The sequence below is a fragment of the Pararhizobium polonicum genome, from assembly GCF_001687365.1.
Taxonomy (GTDB): Bacteria; Pseudomonadota; Alphaproteobacteria; order Rhizobiales; family Rhizobiaceae; genus Pararhizobium; species Pararhizobium polonicum.
Map to the genome: position 1 here is coordinate 65,821 of NZ_LGLV01000010.1, position 15,917 is coordinate 81,737.

A 15,917-nucleotide genomic window follows, 5' to 3' on the forward strand; every position below is an offset into this window, starting at 1 on the left:
ATGACGCGCTTTTCCAGCGCGCCATGCCTTTCGGGATCATCGATCATCCGTAATAACGGCAATCCCAACAACGGGCAATCTGGCGCCTATTCCGCCGCCTGCGGCAGCGCGCCGACGGCCGTTTCCGGGTCGCCGCCCGCCAGGGTTTTCTGGCCCCATGCGACGGTGATCACGGAGGCCACGCCGGCCGCCACGGAGAGCCAGAAGCCGTTTTGCGCGCCGAAATTGTCGACGACCCAGCCCGCCAGAAACGCCCCCATGGCCATGCCGATGCCGATACCGGTCGTTACCCAGGTGATGCCTTCCGTCAGCATCGATTCCGGCACCCGGCGCTCGATCAGGCCGAAGGCGGTGATGAAGGTGGGCGAAATGGCGACGCCGCTGATGAAGACGGCGAGGGCCAGAAGAGGCACTGTACCGGCAAGCAGCAGGGGCAGGGCGGTGAGGGCCAGGACGCTGACGGCGATCAGCAGCTGCTTTTGCAGCGGCGTGCGCAGCTTCAGGGCGCCAAGGACCAGCCCGACGATGAACGATCCGATCGCGTAGACGCCGATGACGAGGCTGGCGGCGCCCGGCTCTCCGAGTTCCCTGGTGAAGGCAACGGTGGTGACCTCCGCCGTCGCGAAGGTGGAGCCGACAAACACCAGCGCTAGCGTGATGATCTGCACCGGCACTAGGCGGATGGCCGATCTCCGCGGCGTGCCGGCCTCGACCGGGCGCACCGCCGGTTCGGTCGACCGCTGGAGTGTGAAGGCCAGGGTTCCGAAGGCAAGGGAAAGGGTGCTGACCAGCATGCCGGCTTCAGGAAACAGCGAGACCGCCAGCCCGACAGAGAGCGAGGCTCCGGCGATATAAACCAGCTCGTCGGCGGCGGATTCAAAGGCAAAGGCGGTGTTCAGCGCAGGACTGCCGCGAAAGATCTCCGTCCAGCGCGCCCGCAGCATGGCCGGCATGCTGGGCATGGCGGCGGCAAGAAGGGCCGAAGCGAACAGGGTCCATGCCGGCCAGTTTCGATGGGCCGACAGGATGAGGAAGGCAAAGGCGATGACCGCGACAATCGTTGCCGGACCGATGACACGGCTCTGTCCGAACCGGTCGATCAGCCGCGAGATTTGCGGCGCGATGAGCGCGTTCGTCAGCGCAAAGGTTGCCGAGACCGCGCCGGCGATCCAGTATTCGCCGCGTGTCTGCGACAGCATGGCGACAATGCCGATCGGCGCCATGGCAATCGGCAGGCGGGCGAAAAAACCGGCGACGGAAAAGCCCTTTGTCCCCGGCACACTGAATATTTCCCTGTAAGGATTGGACATCGGATGCTCCTGTCATCGTCCGGATGCACCACTTACATACGTGGCGTATGCGATAAGGTGATTGCATACGCCACGTATGTCAATTAAAATACGCTGCGTATGTGAAAATAAATACGTGGCGTATGTCAAATAGGAGATCCCATGATCAAGCCGCGCCCGGAAATGATCGCCGAAACACGCGCCAAGCTGCTTGCCGCCGCCCGGCATGCCTTCGGGACCGTCGGCTATGCGCAATCCTCGATGGATGATTTCACGGCCGCCGCAGGGCTGACGCGCGGTGCGCTCTACCACCATTTCGGCGACAAGAAGGGCTTGCTGCAGGCGGTCATCCAGCAGATCGATGCCGAGATGACGGCGCGGTTGAGCAGGGTCTCGGCCGGAGCCGCAACCCGCTGGCAGGGGTTTGTGGATGAATGCGCCACCTATATCGAGATGGCGCTGGAGCCGGAAATCCAGCGGATCATGTTCCGCGATGGCCCCGCCGTGCTTGGCGACATATCGCAATGGCCAACCACCAGCGGCTGCATTGCAGCGCAGAAGAAGAGCCTTGCCCAGCTCAAGCAGGACGGGGTGATCATCGACCTCGACGAGGAGGTGACGGCACGGATGATCAATGGCGCCAGCAGCAATGCCGCCCTGTGGGTTGCCAATTCCGATAATCCGGAGGAAACCTCAAAAAGGGCGGTGCAGGGTTTTCGCACGCTGCTCGAAGGTTTGAGATCGAAACAGGCCGGATGAAGAGATGGGAATACAGTCTCACCCCGTGACGAAATAATAGACCGCCAGCAGCAGGCCCACCGCGACCACCAGCCCCCGGATCAGCGCCTGCGGGATGTAGGCAGCCAATGATGTTGCAAAGTGAAGGAAGGTCGAGACGGGACGGCTCGCGAAAGAGCAGCGGCTGGATTGGTTGCTATGACAGGCATTTGGTGTGGACAGCTGCCGCCAAGCTTATCGATAATAGAGAAAACCTAGTGGCAATCGTGCGCCAGAAACTATCAGTCATATATTCTTGCGTTCATTTGTCTGTGGCGCACTTCACATCTACATAGGATGTGCTTTTTCTCTCAAAGGATTTCAAAAATTGTTTTGCAAAGCCACTCATTTTTTGCTGACAACTTTTCTTGGTGCGTCACTTCCGTTTAGCGCGCTCCAAGGGCAACGATCGGAAATCGGGGCCGTGATTATTTCCATTCGGCTTTCTGACAGTGCTTTCGATGCGGCCGGTGAAACTTTTGAGTTGTATGGACTAGAAGATGAATTGGAATCTGCAGTCGGAGATTTTGGTGAGTTGGATGGACATGAAACAGGCGAAGGTTTCTTCCGCATATACTTCTATGGCGTGAACCCCGACACGCTGGTTGCGAAAATGAAGGCCATCCTGTCCCGAGGTTCAATCCCAGTCGGCTCTTTTTTGGAACTACACGACGACCCTCTTGGAGCCGCGATCAAGCGAGTGGAGCTTCCTCTCGCCGATCTTGATTGACGGTTCGTCAGAAGCCGGGGACTCCGTTTTGAAGTTTTCTATGTGCCAAGAGTGACGAGCCGACGCTCATCCGTTCACTTCTGCCCCTTAGCCTTCTGTCTCACCCCGTGACGAAATAATAGACCGCCAGCAGCAGGCCCACGGCGACCACCAGCCCCCGGATCAGCGCCTGCGGCACGCGGCGGGCGAGCCAGACGCCGGCATAGCCGCCGAGCGCGCCGCCGGGGATCATGACGGCGGCCTGCAGCCAGCCGACGACGTTGCCGCCGGTAAAGACGACGATGGCGACGGCGGCGATGACCATGGCGAGGAAATTCTTCAGGGCGTTCAGCCGGTGGTAATCGCCGCCCTTGGACAGGCCCAGCACGGCCAGCATCATGATGCCCATGCCGGCGCCGAAGAAGCCGCCATAGATCGCGGTCAGCAACTGGCCGGCGAGGCCGAACATCCCGACGGGCGTGCCCTCCGCCGGGATGCCGGGGCGCAGGAGCGGACCGGCGGCAAAGATCACCGTCGCGGCGATCAGCAGCCAGGGAACCATGGCGCGGAACGACGGATTGGACAGCGACAGCAGGATCAGCGCGCCGGCAAGGCCGCCGATCAGCGACAGGATGCCGAGAATGGCCGCTTCGCGGAAATCCCTGCGGATTTCCCGGCGATAGGCGAGCGCCGAGGTGACGTAACCCGGAAACTGGACGATGGCGGAGGTGGCATTGGCGACGATCGGCGGCAGGCCGGCCAGCGTCATGGCGCCGAAGGTGAGAAACGTGCCGCCGCCCGCAACCGCATTGACCGCGCTCGACAGGAAACCGGCGACAAACAGCATGATGGCAGTGGATATGGACAATGACGCTCCTCCAGCGATATAAATGCCATACCCCGCAGGTTGACCGGCGGCAAGACGCGGAAATCATCTCCTTCGGCTTGCGGCCGGGAGAATTTTTGCCGCCTGGGGATGACAAGTGCCGCGCTTTGGTGTATTCGCCCGACCGGTTCGGGAAAAATCCCGTCAGCCGAAAACAAAGAATGGTGAATTCGCTCCTGTTTCTCGATGAGGAACAAAACCTTGAGGCGCCTCGCAAGAGGGTGATCCGGAAGGTCCGTTTGAGCGCTCTGGCTGTTTCAGAAGAACTTGAGAAGGTTAGACAATGAATATCATCCAGCAGCTGGAAGCCGAACAGGTCGCCAAGATTGCCGCCAAGCGCACGCTTCCGGAATTTTCGGCAGGCGACACCGTCCGCGTCAACGTCCGCGTCACGGAAGGCACCCGTACCCGTATCCAGGCCTATGAAGGCGTTTGCATTGCCCGTTCCGGCGGCGGCATCAACGAAAGCTTCACGGTCCGCAAGATTTCCTACGGCGAAGGCGTCGAGCGCGTATTCCCGGTTTACTCGCCGCTCGTTGAAGGTGTCGAGATCATTCGCCGCGGTAAGGTCCGTCGCGCCAAGCTCTACTACCTGCGCGACCGTCGCGGCAAGTCGGCTCGTATCGTTGAAGACACCGGCGTTCGCGCCCGCAAGCTGAACGACGCCGAGCGCGCCGCCGTTGCCGAAGAAAAGGCACGTCTGGAAGCTGAAAAGGTCGCAGCAGCACAGGCTCTGGCCGCGGAAAAGGCAGCCGCCGAAGCCGCCGCGGCAGAAGCAGCAGCAGCCAAGGCTGCTGAAGAAGCAGCCGCTGCCGCAGCAGCCGCCGAGCCGGCAGCAGAATAAGTTTCAATCCATCGGGATTGTTGGAAGGCGGCCTCCGGGCCGCCTTTTTCGTTTTGGGGGGAAGCCCGGCCGCAGCCATTGGCATGATGGCGGCCTTGTAAGGTCTGATCACGGCTTGGTGGCCGGGTCCCAATGCTCGTCGGCCTTTCCGTCCTTGATCCGCCAGGTGTCGTACCAGGTGGTCGTGTAGGTCTTGGCGGGATCTTTCTCGTCCTTGATCTCGCGAACATAGCCGACGGTAACGAGATCGCCTTCCGCCGTGACGAAGGCGACGGGCGTCTTGATCTTTTCGGGAATGGGCGATGGCTTGGTGTTGAGGACCTGGGTAAAATATTGCACCACGCCGGCGCGGCCTGATGCAGCATTGGGATTGTGCTGCAGGTAGCGCTCGGTCAGGTACCGGTCCGCCCTGTCCCAGTGATTGGCCTCGAGCAGATCGCGGATGATGCCGTAGACCACCTGCTTGTTGGCATTGAGCTTTGGATCGGGGCTGGTGAACAGAGCCTCCGCGTCGGGCGCCGCGACCACGGCTTCCTGCGCTACGGCAGGCGTGGCTGCCATCATCGGTCCGAGCAGAAAAAGCGCCAGGGCAGCCGGGGCGAGGGTTTGTTTCATGGGACGGGTTTCCTTGTTGGGCCATGTGTCAGCCGCAGCGGGCCGGAGTGGCATGGCAATCGTGCGGTCGTGCGCGTCGCAGAGTAGGGACAGGCGCGGGCTTGCGAAAGAAGGCAGTTTTTCCGCTGATGGTGTCAAAAAGATAACCAGGTTCCGTGCGCCGTCATCCGCCTCTCTGCTATTTTCAGGAATGTTGCCCGCGAAACCGGCTGGCAAAGTCTCTCATCCCTTGCCAGCCCGCCGGCTTCTGTGACACGTTCCAGTTGCCACAATTCAGGAGCCATCCATGTTTTCCCGCCGCACCGTTCTCGCTGGCCTGACCGCCCTTGTTCTGACCCCGTTCAGCGTTGCCGCCGCCGATCTGCCGGATCTGGCCGGGCGCACCGTCGTGGTCGTCACCGAGAATGCCTATCCGCCGCTGCAGTTCGTCGATCCGAAGTCGGGCAAGGCGATCGGCTGGGAATATGACGCGATGGAAGAGATTGCCAAGCGGCTGAATTTCAAGCTGGAAATCCAGAATACCTCCTGGGACGCGATGATCCAGTCGGTCTCCGACGGCCAGTACGATATCGGCATGACCGGCATCACCATCAAGGACGAGCGCAAGGCCAAGGTGGATTTCTCCGATCCCTACATGCGCTCGCAGCAGTTCATGCTGGTGCGCGGCGACGAAAGCCGCTTTACCGACGGCAAGACCTTTGGCGCGTTTACGGATGGTCTGGTCGGCGCCCAGCCGGGCACCTCGCCGTTCTACACGGCGGTCTACGAGATACTCGACGGCAACGAACAGAACCCGCGCGTCAAGCTGTTCGAGACATTTGGCGCGACGGTGCAGGCGCTCAAGGCCGGCGATGTCGACACGGTGCTGACCGACAGCGTTGCGGCCAAGGGGTATGTCGATTCCTCCAACGGTGCGCTGAAAGTGATCGGCGGACCGCTCGGCACGGAGGATTTCGGCTTCATCTTCAAGAAGGGCTCCGATCTGGTCGCCCCCGTCAATGCCGCGATCGCCGCGCTGAAGGCAGACGGCACGCTCGACAGGCTGAACCAGAAATGGTTCGTCGATTACAAGATGGGCGAATGATGCGCATCCGATGACGCCTGCCCATCCGCAAGACAGCTCTCAAAAGGGCGACTATCCCTGGTGGCTGGTCGCCCTTGCCGTTATCGCCGTGGCGCTGGCCGTGGTGATCGTTTCCAGCGACATCTATATCCAGGTCTTCACCATCGTCTCGGCCGGTATCGGCATCACCATCCTGGTGACGCTGCTCGGCTTCTTCTTCGCCACGGCGCTGGGGCTCGGCATCGCGCTGATGGCGCTGTCGGAGCGCGCCGTGCTGCGCCAGATCGCCCGGTTCTATACCGAGGTCATTCGCGGCATCCCGATCCTCGTGCTGTTGTTCTACATCGCCTTTGTCGGCGCCCCGGCGCTGGTGGCACTGATCAATCTCATCCTGTCGCCGCTGATTTCGGCCGGCTCGATGGAGCCGGTGCTGGTGCGCGACCTGTCGCTGATGTGGCGGGCGGTCATCGCGCTCTCCATCGGCTATTCCGCCTTCATCGCCGAGGTGTTTCGCGCGGGTATCCAGTCGGTCGACAAGGGGCAGATCGAGGCGGCCAAGGCGCTCGGCCTGACGCGCACCCAGCGCTTCCGGCTGGTGGTCTTCCCGCAGGCGATCCGCGTCATCCTGCCGCCGCTCGGCAATGATTTCGTGGCGATGATCAAGGACAGCTCGCTGGTCTCCGTGCTCGGCGTCGCCGACATCACCCAGATGGGCAAGATCTACGCCTCCGGCTCGTTCCGCTTCTTCGAGACCTATTCGATCGTGGCCTATATCTATCTGATCCTGACGATCGGGCTTTCGCTGGGGCTGCGGCGGCTGGAGATGAGGCTGCGGCGGACAGGGCAACGCTGACGGGGCGTGACAGGGCAATTGCCGAACCGGCAAAAAATTGATATATCCCGCCCATGGAATCCAAATTCGGATGTTTACGGCAGAAAATCGTCGTGCTGCAGGACCACAAGCGTCTGCCGGCACGCTTTTTTGCGTGCATTTCCGGCGCGCTCAACAGCCGACGTCCGTGATATCCGGGGCCTGAGCCCCGATGTGGCGCCGGCGCCCCTTTGCCGGATTTTTCCTGACCTTCTTCTTCACTATGGATGAAAAGCCATGAGCGCACCGCGTACTCTCTACGACAAAATCTGGGACGACCATCTGGTCGACAGCCAGGACGACGGAACCTGTCTTCTCTATATCGATCGCCATCTCGTTCACGAAGTGACGAGCCCGCAGGCGTTCGAAGGCCTTCGCTTGACGAACCGTCAGGTCCGGGCTCCGCAAAAGACGCTGGCCGTCGTCGACCATAACGTGCCGACCTCGCCGGACCGTCATCTCGGCATCAAGAACGAGGAAAGCCGCATCCAGGTGGAGGCGCTGGCCCAGAACGCGGCCGATTTCGGCGTCGAATATTATTCGGCCAGCGATATCCGTCAGGGCATCGTCCATATCGTCGGTCCGGAGCAGGGCTTTACCCTGCCGGGCATGACCATCGTCTGCGGCGACAGCCACACCTCGACCCATGGTGCTTTCGGCGCGCTGGCGCACGGCATCGGCACGTCCGAGGTCGAGCATGTGCTCGCCACCCAGACGCTGATCCAGAAGAAGGCCAAGAACATGCTGGTGCGTGTCGATGGCGTCCTGCCGGAGCACGTTACCGCCAAGGATATCATCCTGGCCATCATCGGCGAGATCGGCACGGCCGGCGGCACCGGCCATGTCATCGAGTTTGCCGGCGAAGCCATCCGCGCGCTGTCGATGGAAGGCCGAATGACCGTCTGCAACATGACGATCGAAGGCGGCGCCCGCGCCGGCCTGATCGCGCCGGACGAAAAGACCTTCGAATATATCAAGGGCAAGCCGCGCGCGCCGAAGGGCGAAGAGCTGGAACAGGCGATCGCCTACTGGAAGACGCTGCAGACCGACGAGGGCGCGCATTATGACCGCGTCGTCGTGCTCGACGCCGCCTCCCTGCCGCCGATCGTTTCCTGGGGCTCCTCGCCGGAAGACGTTATTTCGGTTCAGGGCATCGTGCCGAACCCGGACGAGATCCAGGACGAGAACAAGCGCACCTCCAAATGGCGGGCGCTCGACTATATGGGCCTGAAGCCGGGCACCAAGATCACCGATATCAATATCGACCGCGTCTTCATCGGCTCCTGCACCAACGGCCGCATCGAGGACCTGCGCGAAGTCGCCAAGGTCGTCGAGGGCAAGACGGTGGCCTCCACCGTCTCGGCGATGATCGTGCCGGGCTCCGGCCTCGTCAAGGAACAGGCGGAAGCCGAAGGCCTCGACGTGATCTTCAAGGCGGCGGGCTTCGACTGGCGCGAGCCGGGCTGCTCCATGTGCCTTGCCATGAACGACGACCGCCTGAAGCCGGGCGAGCGCTGTGCTTCGACCTCCAACCGCAACTTCGAAGGCCGCCAGGGCTTCAAGGGCCGCACCCATCTGGTGTCGCCGGCAATGGCAGCGGCAGCCGCCGTTAGCGGACACTTCGTCGATATCCGCGACTGGAAGTGAGACCTTTACCCTCCCCTTGAGGGGGAGGGTCGGAGCAAAGCTCCGGGGTGGGGTGATCTGCGGCATACACAATGGACTGTGGTGTTCGCGGCGGTCACCCCCACCCGCGACTGCGTCGCGACCTCCCCCCTCAAGGGGGAGGTGCTACCTCACCACCTTCACCACCGTCCCCCGCCGCATGAACCGTAGCAGCCGCTGCATCGCCGGCAAGCTCACCGCCACGCAGCCCTCCGTCGGTGTGTAGCCGGGTTTGGCGAGGTGGAAGAAGATCGCCGAGCCGCCGTAGCGTTTGCGGCTGCGCAGGTTCCAGTCCATCACCAGGCAGATATCGTAGAGGCCGTCGTCGCGGCGCATCTTTTCGTGGCTGGGTGTGAAGGGGGCGCTGACGGGGCGGTTGTAGAGGGCGTGGCGGGGTTCGTCGCACCAGAGCAGGTTTTTCGGCGTGAAGCGCAGCGGCAGGGCGGTCGGTGGCGGTGTCACGTGGTCGTTGCGGATATAGCCGCCGATCAGGCGCATGGCGGCAATCGGGGTGGCGCCGTCGCCTTCGCGCTTGCGCGATGTGATGCCGCTGCGGCCGATCGCAGCCTCTTCGGTGCGGCCGGCGAAGGTGACGAGCGCCCTGGTCCGGCTTCCCGGCTTGGGCCTGACGGTGATGATGCCGGTGGAATTTGCGGCCTTGCGGGGTTTTCGTCGCATTTTACTCACAGTTTTTTGCGTTGTCCGTGATCTGAAACATAACCATAGCACTACACAATATGTAACAAGCGGGTGAAGGCTTCCGCTGCTTGCCAAAAGCACCGATTGAGCTAGTTTCAAACCGGAAGCAAGGAGGGATTTCAGCATGTCGGCCCGCACCATTCTTCTCGTCGACGATGACAACGATCTGCGTGAAACGCTGACCGAGCAGCTTTCTCTCTATGAGGAATTCACCATTCTTCAGGAGCCGACCGCCGCCAAGGGCATCCAGACGGCGCGCGCGCAGCAGATCGCCCTTCTGGTGATGGATGTCGGTCTGCCCGATATGGACGGCCGCGAGGCGGTCAAGCTTCTGCGCAAGGGCGGCTTCAAGTCGCCGATCATCATGCTGACCGGCCACGATACCGATTCGGATACGATCCTCGGGCTCGAAGCCGGCGCCAACGATTATGTCACCAAGCCGTTCCGGTTTGCCGTGTTGCTTGCCCGCATCCGGGCGCAGCTGCGCCAGCACGAGCAGAGCGAGGACGCCACCTTCACCGTCGGCCCTTACACGTTCAAGCCGGGGCAGAAGCTGTTGACGCTGGAAAACGGCCAGAAGATCAGGCTCACCGAAAAGGAAGCGGCGATCATCCGCTATCTCTACCGCGCCGAGCAGAAAGTGGTTACCCGCGACGTGCTGCTGGAAGAGGTCTGGGGCTATAATTCCGGGGTCACCACCCATACGCTCGAAACCCATGTCTACCGGCTGCGCCAGAAAATCGAGCGCGACCCTTCCAATGCGGAGATTTTGGTGACAGAGAATGGCGGCTACAAGATAGTTCCCTGAAGACAGGGGCGCGATGCCAGCTGTGATCGCGCCCGCCCCGAGGTATCGCTTTGGCGCTGAATGACGATATTGCCCTTCTGTCCCTTGTGCCGCTGTTTGCGGATATCGATGACGACAAGCTGCGGCTGATCGCGTTCGGGGCCGAGCGCCGCCGGCTGAACAGGGGCCAGCAGCTGTTTCGCGAGGGTGCCCCTGCCGATTGCGCCTTTGCGGTCGCCAGCGGCTCGTTCAGCCTGACGCGCAGCCTTGTCGATGGCAGCGCCCAGACTGTCGAGACGGTCGGGCGGGGCACACTGCTTTCGGAACTGGCAATGATTTCCTTCGTCGAACGCAAGTTCACCGCGACGGCCGAGGAAGACAGCGAAGTCATCCGCATCAACCGTCCGCTGTTTCGCCGCATGCTGGAGGAATATCCGGATGTCGCCGTCGTCGTCGAAGCGCGGATCAAGGACAATCTCCAGACGATGATCCGCGCCATGCAGAAACTGGCGCCGCGGTTCGGGTGAACGCGCAGCGCCTGTTTTTGCGGTCTTACCACTTGTATTTCAGCGATCCCAGCACCGCGCGGCCTTGGCCATAGTAGCAATAGCCCTCGGTGCAGACGCGTTCGCGGCGGTCGGCGAGGTTGGTGGCGCTGATGGCGAGGCTCAGGCCGTCGAGTTGCGGCGTGCGTTTGCCGAAATCATAGGACAGAGAGGCATCGAGATAGGCGGCACCCGAATTGCGGTCGGTGTTTGCGTCCGACGTGTAGGATTCACCGGTGACCCGGACACCGGCGCCGAGCGCGAGGCCTGCGAGCTGGGTGTCTTCCGCGACGGCGTATTTCGCCCAGAGCGAGGCGGTGTGACGCGGTGTCGTCGAGGGCGTGTTGCCGATCAGCGCCGGGTCCACATTGCCGGTGATTTCGGCATGGCTGTAGGTGTAGGCGGCAATCAGGCTGATACCGTTGTCGAGCTCCGTGCGGCCTTCCAGCTCGAACCCCTTGTAGGTGTTTTCGCCGGATGACTTGTAGTAATAGCCGGCCGGCAGTGAGCCACCCAACACGTATTGCGGCTTGCCGGATTCGACAAGCCGGTAGGCGGCAGCTGTCAGCGAGTAATGTTCGCCCTCCGGCTGGTACTTGACGCCGACTTCGATCTGCTCGCCCTTTGTCGGATCAAGCACGGTGCCATCGGCTGACTGTTGCGTCGAGGGAACGAAGGAGGTGCCGTAGCTGACATAGGGTGCGATGCCGTTGTCGAAGAGGTAAAGCAGGCCTGCCTGCCCGGACAGCGCGCCGTCATCCTTGCGATCCTGCACGCCGGTCACCTTGTTGGTCGATGTCTGATCGACCCAGTCGTAACGTAGCCCGCCGACCGCCCGCCAGTTGCCGAATTCGGCCTGTTCCTGGGCATAGACGCCGGTCTGGCGCAGTTCGCGGCCGCTGAAGGTCGTCCGCTCCGGTGTCGGCGCCTTTGAAAGGTCGGCGGGAGCGACAGAGCCGAAGCCGAGGCCGAAATCGGAGGTGATCCAGGTATAGTCGAGCCCTGCAAGCAGCGTATGAGAAACGGCTCCGGTGTCGAATTTCGCCTCGAGCTGGTTGTCGATCTGGTAGGCGCGCTGCTCGTCGGTGACTGCCGTGGACGTATAGGAGCGGGGTGGATCGAGGGGGTTTACAGGGATAACCCTGCTCGACGTGTCAATATAGCGGGCCTTGAGATCGACGTCGCTGGCGCGGGCGTTCTGCCGGAAGGTCAGGCCGTTGTCGAATTCGTGGCTGAACTGGTAGCCGATCTGGTATTGCGTCACCTTCTGGTGGTCGTAGTCGGGATCGCTGTATCGCAGCAGCTTGCCGTCATGTTCGAACATGCGCGGGCTCGCATCGGTCTCGCCCTTCTGGGCAAGGCCGTAGATCGTCAGCGAGGTCGCCTCGTCCGGCTTCCAGGTGAACGATGGTTGCAGCAGATAGCGGTCGTCGGCAATGTCGTAATTGGTCTCGGCGTTGCGGGCGAGGCCGACGACGCGGTAGAACATGCCGTCACTGACAGGGCCGCCGAAATCGAAGGCCGCCTGCGTCCGGCCGATCGTGCCGTATTGCAGCTCCACTTCGCGGTGGGTTTCTTCAAGCGGCATCTTCGAGATGCGATTGACGATGCCGGCAGCGCTGGCTGCGCCGTACATCACCGAAACCGGGCCCTTGAGGATCTCGATGCGGTCGAGCGTGTAGACCTCGGTGGAGAAGGTGCTGTAGCTCATATAGGGCTGGCGCAGGCCATCGCGAAAATCGCTGTCGGTGGTGGTCGAGATGCCGCGGATGTAGATCTGGTCGAAGCGCGGATCATAGCCGAAGGCGCCGGTGGTGACGCCCGCCGTGTAGCGTGTCGCCTGGATCATGTCCTGGACGCCGCGGTCTTCCAGTTCCTTGCGGGTGACGACGGAAACCGCGCGCGGCGTCTCGATCAGCGGCGTGTCGGTCTTCAGCGCCGAGATGTTGCGTGTCGGCACAACGGTGTCGTTGTCTTCGGCAATCGAGGTGGCGGCACCGCTGCCGGTGATGGTCAGCGCCTCCAGCCGTGTCGTCTTTTCCGCTGCATCCTGTGCCGCGGCAACGACTGGAGCGAGCGAGGCGGCCAGCAGGCCAAACAGGATGGTCGAGCTCTTCCAGGCGTTGCGATCGCCGGCTCGCTTGCGCGGGAGAATGGGTGTGGTCATGCAAAAAGCCCCTCTTACAGGGCGCACGAAAACCCTCCGGCAAAAGCCGGACCAAAGCGCCCGATCAACAATGGAAACAGCGGCAGGACGCCGCTGGAGACGGTGTCCCCGCCGTCCTGCGAAGGGATAATCGGTTTGGATTCGGGCTTCAAGTTAAATATGACTTAAACGGTCATATTATTGTTCGAGAGCGATTTCCCGGAAAAAGAAGCGCTTTCTACAGATCGAAATGGGCGATGACCGGCACGTGGTCGGACGGGCGTTCCCAGCCGCGGGCTTCCTTGAGGATTTCGACGCGGGTCAGGTGTGGGGAAAGGTCGGCGGAAGACCAGACATGGTCGAGCCGGCGGCCCTTGTCGGCCCCTTGCCAATCCTTGGCGCGGTAGCTCCACCACGTATAGAGCTTTTCCGGCGATGGCGTGTGCTGGCGCATCAGGTCGACCCAGGCGCCGCCGGAAAGCACCGCCGTCAGGCCCTCGGTCTCGATCGGCGTGTGGCTGACGATTTTCAGGAGCTGCTTGTGCGACCAGACGTCGTGTTCCAGCGGCGCGATATTGAGATCGCCGACCAGAACCGACGAGATGCCGGCTTCGCCTTCGGCATGCAGCAGCTTCATCTCCTCGATGAAATCGAGCTTGTGGCCGAATTTCGGATTGATCGTCCGGTCGGGTTCGTCGCCGCCGGCCGGCACATAGAAATTGTGCAGCCGGATCTTCTTGGCCGACTTTTCAAACATCACCGAGAGATGGCGGGCATCGCCGACGCCGCAATAGTCGCGCCGGTCGGTGAGTTCATGCAGCGGCAGGCGGGAGATGGTGGCGACGCCGTGATAGCCCTTCTGGCCATGGATGGCGATGTGCTCGTAGCCGAGCGCCTTCAGCGGTGCAAACGGGAAGAGGTCGTTTGTCACCTTGGTTTCCTGCAGGCAGAGAATGTCCGGCGCCCAGGTCTTCAACAGATGCTCGACCAGCGGCATGCGCAGGCGCACCGAATTGATGTTCCAGGTCGCGATCGACAATGCCATGCGGGATTCTTCCTTGGACGTGTTCGGTTGAGACGGACGCCGCCGGTCCGCGCGTCATGTCATAAGGATTTTTTGCAGGCTTGGCCATTGGCTTTGCGGGCGATATTGATAGCCCTGAACATTGCCGTTCGGGCCGTGCCGCCGCGACGCGCGGGGCCTGCGGCTTATGGAGGATTGATCGATGATCCGGCATCTCGGTCCACAGGATGTGGATATCTTCCGCCGCATCCGGCTGGAGGCCCTGCGCATGGAGCCTGCCGTCTTTGCCAGCAGTGTCGAGGACTGGGAAGGTTTGCCGGATGCCGAATGGCGCCGCCGCCTGACCGCCAATGCCGTCTTCGTCGATTTCCACGCGGAGGAACCGGTCGCCATCATGGGGCTGATGCGGCAGGGCGCCAGCAAGATGGCGCATCGCGCCACCGTCATCATGGTCTATGTGCGCAAGGACCGGCGCGGGGCGGGCCATGCCAAGGCACTGCTCGATGCACTCACCGATCATGCCCGCGCAGCCGGTATCCGGCAGCTGGAACTTGCCGTCAGCGCCGAAAATCCGGCGGCGATCCGGTTTTACAAGCGCGAGGGATTCGAGCAAGCCGGCCGCATTGCCGGCGGCACGATCCACGAGGGCAGGGAGATCGACGAGATCCTGATGACGCGCCGGATCGACGGCATGGGGGCATTGGCCTGATGCCGTCCCGGCGACGGTTTTCAGGCAGCCCGTCGTCGTGTCTTTCAGGCGGAGGCGGACTGCGCCCGGCGAATGCGGGCGATCAGGTCCGTGACGATATTGTCGGCATCGCCAAGGGCGGTATCGACGACGATCGGTGGGTGGTCCCAGCTGTCATAGCGCCGGTCCACGACATCCTGCCATGTCGGTTGTTTCAATCCTTCGATATCGGAGTGCCGGGTTTCGACGCGTCTGCGGTGTTCGTCCCTATCGGAGCAGATCACTTCGATTTCCACGGATGGCGACAGGCTTCGCTGCGCAACGGAACGCCATGCGTCGCGGGTGATCTGCAGGGGATTGACGCTGTCTGCGATGATCGTCCTGCCGAGCCGCAAATTGTCTTGCGAAACCGCATACGCAATCGCGTATCCGGCCGGGCCGACATCATCCTTTAACGTGCCGGAGGACCGCAAGGCCTGCTCGATCGTATCGACACGGATGTGCGTGGCGTCCATGCGTGCAGCGAGATGACGTGCGATCGTGGTCTTGCCGGTGCCGGGAAGCCCTGAAAGAATGATCAGCATCCCGGCCGGCCGCATCATTTGCCGCGATTGTTGATGTCGTCATAGGGGATCTTGAAGACCTTGTCGTCCATCGGCACGCCGTTCTTGACGTTGAAGATCATCACCGACGTGTCCTTCTTCTGCGCGTCGGTGATCGTCCACTGGCGCAGGTCGTAGGTCTTCGGGTCGAACATCAGGGTGATCGTCGCATCGCCGAAGATGCTGCGGTCGCCCAGCACGATGGTGATGAGATCGGGCTCTTCCTTGACGTCGCGCACCATCTTGCCGGTGAGGTCGATATTGTCGGAGAGCAGCAGCTTCAGCGGTGTCTTCGACAGCGGATAGATATCCCAGGTCTTCATTTTCTGGTTGCCGATGACCACGGACCTGCCGTCGGCGATCACCCGCATCGGCGAGGGGGCGTCATAGTTGAAGCGGATCTTGCCGGGACGGCTGATATAGAACTTGCCGCCGGTCTGCTCGCCGCGCGGGCCGAACTGCACGAACTCGCCGCTCATGGTTTTGACGGAGGCGAAATGATCGGCGATTTTCTGGGCGACGGCGGTCTGTGCCCGGGCGGGCTCGAGGGGCAGGCCGATGAAGGACAGGGCGGCGAAAACGGCAAGGCCGCCGACGAGCGATCGGCGCGACAGCGGCAAAAATCGGGCCTTCTGCGTGTGGTGGCCGGTTTCTGTGTCTGTCATCGCAATCTCCTTCAGTTCCAGTCTCATGTGGAGCGCAAGTAC

Annotated in this window: 18 protein-coding genes; 10 read left to right on the forward strand and 8 right to left on the reverse strand. The window is 62.0% G+C overall.

Features of this window, described 5'->3' with window-relative positions:
• Positions 1-86: 86 nt before the first annotated feature.
• A complete protein-coding gene (locus tag ADU59_RS16560; protein ID WP_068955256.1) occupies positions 87-1,310 on the reverse strand; it encodes an MFS transporter in 1,224 nt (407 codons plus the stop codon).
• Between the two features lie 141 nt (positions 1,311-1,451).
• Here ADU59_RS16560 and ADU59_RS16565 point away from each other — a divergent pair, with 141 nt between their 5' ends.
• Positions 1,452-2,048 carry a TetR/AcrR family transcriptional regulator gene (locus ADU59_RS16565; protein ID WP_068955257.1) on the forward strand — a complete coding sequence of 199 codons (597 nt, stop codon included), beginning with the start codon at positions 1,452-1,454 and terminating at the stop codon, positions 2,046-2,048.
• Between the two features lie 442 nt (positions 2,049-2,490).
• Positions 2,491-2,796 (forward strand): hypothetical protein, encoded by a 306-nt coding sequence (locus ADU59_RS16570; RefSeq protein ID WP_068955258.1) that lies wholly within the window; start codon positions 2,491-2,493, stop codon positions 2,794-2,796.
• 100 nt (positions 2,797-2,896) lie between these two features.
• Here the strand turns inward: ADU59_RS16570 and ADU59_RS16575 are convergent, their stop codons facing one another.
• A complete protein-coding gene (locus ADU59_RS16575) occupies positions 2,897-3,622 on the reverse strand; it encodes a sulfite exporter TauE/SafE family protein (protein WP_193427089.1) in 726 nt (241 codons plus the stop codon).
• Positions 3,623-3,642: 20 nt separating this feature from the next.
• Here ADU59_RS16575 and ADU59_RS16580 point away from each other — a divergent pair, with 20 nt between their 5' ends.
• Together ADU59_RS16580 and rplS are read left to right on the forward strand one after the other, a co-directional pair.
• On the forward strand, positions 3,643-3,948 hold the full coding sequence (locus ADU59_RS16580) for a hypothetical protein (protein ID WP_068955260.1): 306 nt from the start codon (positions 3,643-3,645) through the stop codon (positions 3,946-3,948).
• On the forward strand, positions 3,945-4,505 hold the full coding sequence (rplS, locus tag ADU59_RS16585) for a 50S ribosomal protein L19 (protein WP_068955261.1): 561 nt from the start codon (positions 3,945-3,947) through the stop codon (positions 4,503-4,505). The genes ADU59_RS16580 and rplS overlap by 4 nt, the downstream gene beginning before the upstream one ends.
• Positions 4,506-4,613: 108 nt before the next feature.
• Here rplS and ADU59_RS16590 read toward each other — a convergent pair whose 3' ends face one another.
• Entirely contained in the window at positions 4,614-5,120 is a 507-nt protein-coding gene (locus ADU59_RS16590) for a nuclear transport factor 2 family protein (protein ID WP_083198308.1), read from the reverse strand.
• Between the two features lie 286 nt (positions 5,121-5,406).
• Between ADU59_RS16590 and ADU59_RS16595 the strand changes: the two genes are divergently transcribed.
• The 3 genes from ADU59_RS16595 (at position 5,407) to leuC (ending at position 8,701) form a co-directional block, all read left to right on the forward strand.
• Positions 5,407-6,204: a transporter substrate-binding domain-containing protein gene (locus ADU59_RS16595; RefSeq protein ID WP_068955262.1), complete on the forward strand. Its 798-nt coding sequence runs from the start codon at positions 5,407-5,409 to the stop codon at positions 6,202-6,204.
• Between the two features lie 10 nt (positions 6,205-6,214).
• Positions 6,215-7,036, forward strand: coding sequence for an amino acid ABC transporter permease (locus ADU59_RS16600; protein WP_068955263.1), 822 nt, complete (start codon positions 6,215-6,217; stop codon positions 7,034-7,036).
• A gap of 255 nt (positions 7,037-7,291) precedes the next feature.
• Entirely contained in the window at positions 7,292-8,701 is a 1,410-nt protein-coding gene (gene leuC, locus ADU59_RS16605) for a 3-isopropylmalate dehydratase large subunit (RefSeq protein WP_068955264.1), read from the forward strand.
• A 144-nt stretch (positions 8,702-8,845) separates the two neighbouring features.
• Here leuC and ADU59_RS16610 read toward each other — a convergent pair whose 3' ends face one another.
• Positions 8,846-9,397 (reverse strand): L,D-transpeptidase family protein, encoded by a 552-nt coding sequence (locus ADU59_RS16610; RefSeq protein ID WP_068955265.1) that lies wholly within the window; start codon positions 9,395-9,397, stop codon positions 8,846-8,848.
• A gap of 145 nt (positions 9,398-9,542) precedes the next feature.
• On the opposite strand from ADU59_RS16610, the gene ADU59_RS16615 reads away from it, so the two are divergent.
• Together ADU59_RS16615 and ADU59_RS16620 are read left to right on the forward strand one after the other, a co-directional pair.
• Positions 9,543-10,226, forward strand: a complete 684-nt coding sequence (locus ADU59_RS16615) for a response regulator transcription factor (protein ID WP_068955266.1) — start codon at positions 9,543-9,545, stop codon at positions 10,224-10,226.
• 50 nt (positions 10,227-10,276) lie between these two features.
• A complete protein-coding gene (locus tag ADU59_RS16620; protein ID WP_068955267.1) occupies positions 10,277-10,732 on the forward strand; it encodes a cyclic nucleotide-binding domain-containing protein in 456 nt (151 codons plus the stop codon).
• 25 nt (positions 10,733-10,757) lie between these two features.
• Here the strand turns inward: ADU59_RS16620 and ADU59_RS16625 are convergent, their stop codons facing one another.
• Both ADU59_RS16625 and ADU59_RS16630 read right to left on the reverse strand, forming a co-directional pair.
• Entirely contained in the window at positions 10,758-12,917 is a 2,160-nt protein-coding gene (locus ADU59_RS16625) for a TonB-dependent siderophore receptor (RefSeq protein ID WP_068955268.1), read from the reverse strand.
• A 217-nt stretch (positions 12,918-13,134) separates the two neighbouring features.
• Positions 13,135-13,941: an exodeoxyribonuclease III gene (locus tag ADU59_RS16630; protein WP_068955269.1), complete on the reverse strand. Its 807-nt coding sequence runs from the start codon at positions 13,939-13,941 to the stop codon at positions 13,135-13,137.
• Between the two features lie 181 nt (positions 13,942-14,122).
• Between ADU59_RS16630 and ADU59_RS16635 the strand changes: the two genes are divergently transcribed.
• A complete protein-coding gene (locus tag ADU59_RS16635; protein WP_068955270.1) occupies positions 14,123-14,629 on the forward strand; it encodes a GNAT family N-acetyltransferase in 507 nt (168 codons plus the stop codon).
• A gap of 44 nt (positions 14,630-14,673) precedes the next feature.
• On the opposite strand, the gene ADU59_RS16640 is transcribed toward ADU59_RS16635, so the two are convergent.
• Positions 14,674-15,192, reverse strand: coding sequence for a P-loop nucleotide/nucleoside kinase family protein (locus ADU59_RS16640; RefSeq protein WP_068955419.1), 519 nt, complete (start codon positions 15,190-15,192; stop codon positions 14,674-14,676).
• Positions 15,193-15,206: 14 nt separating this feature from the next.
• Positions 15,207-15,875: an outer membrane lipoprotein carrier protein LolA gene (locus ADU59_RS16645; RefSeq protein WP_068955420.1), complete on the reverse strand. Its 669-nt coding sequence runs from the start codon at positions 15,873-15,875 to the stop codon at positions 15,207-15,209.
• Between the last annotated feature and the right edge of the window lie 42 nt (positions 15,876-15,917).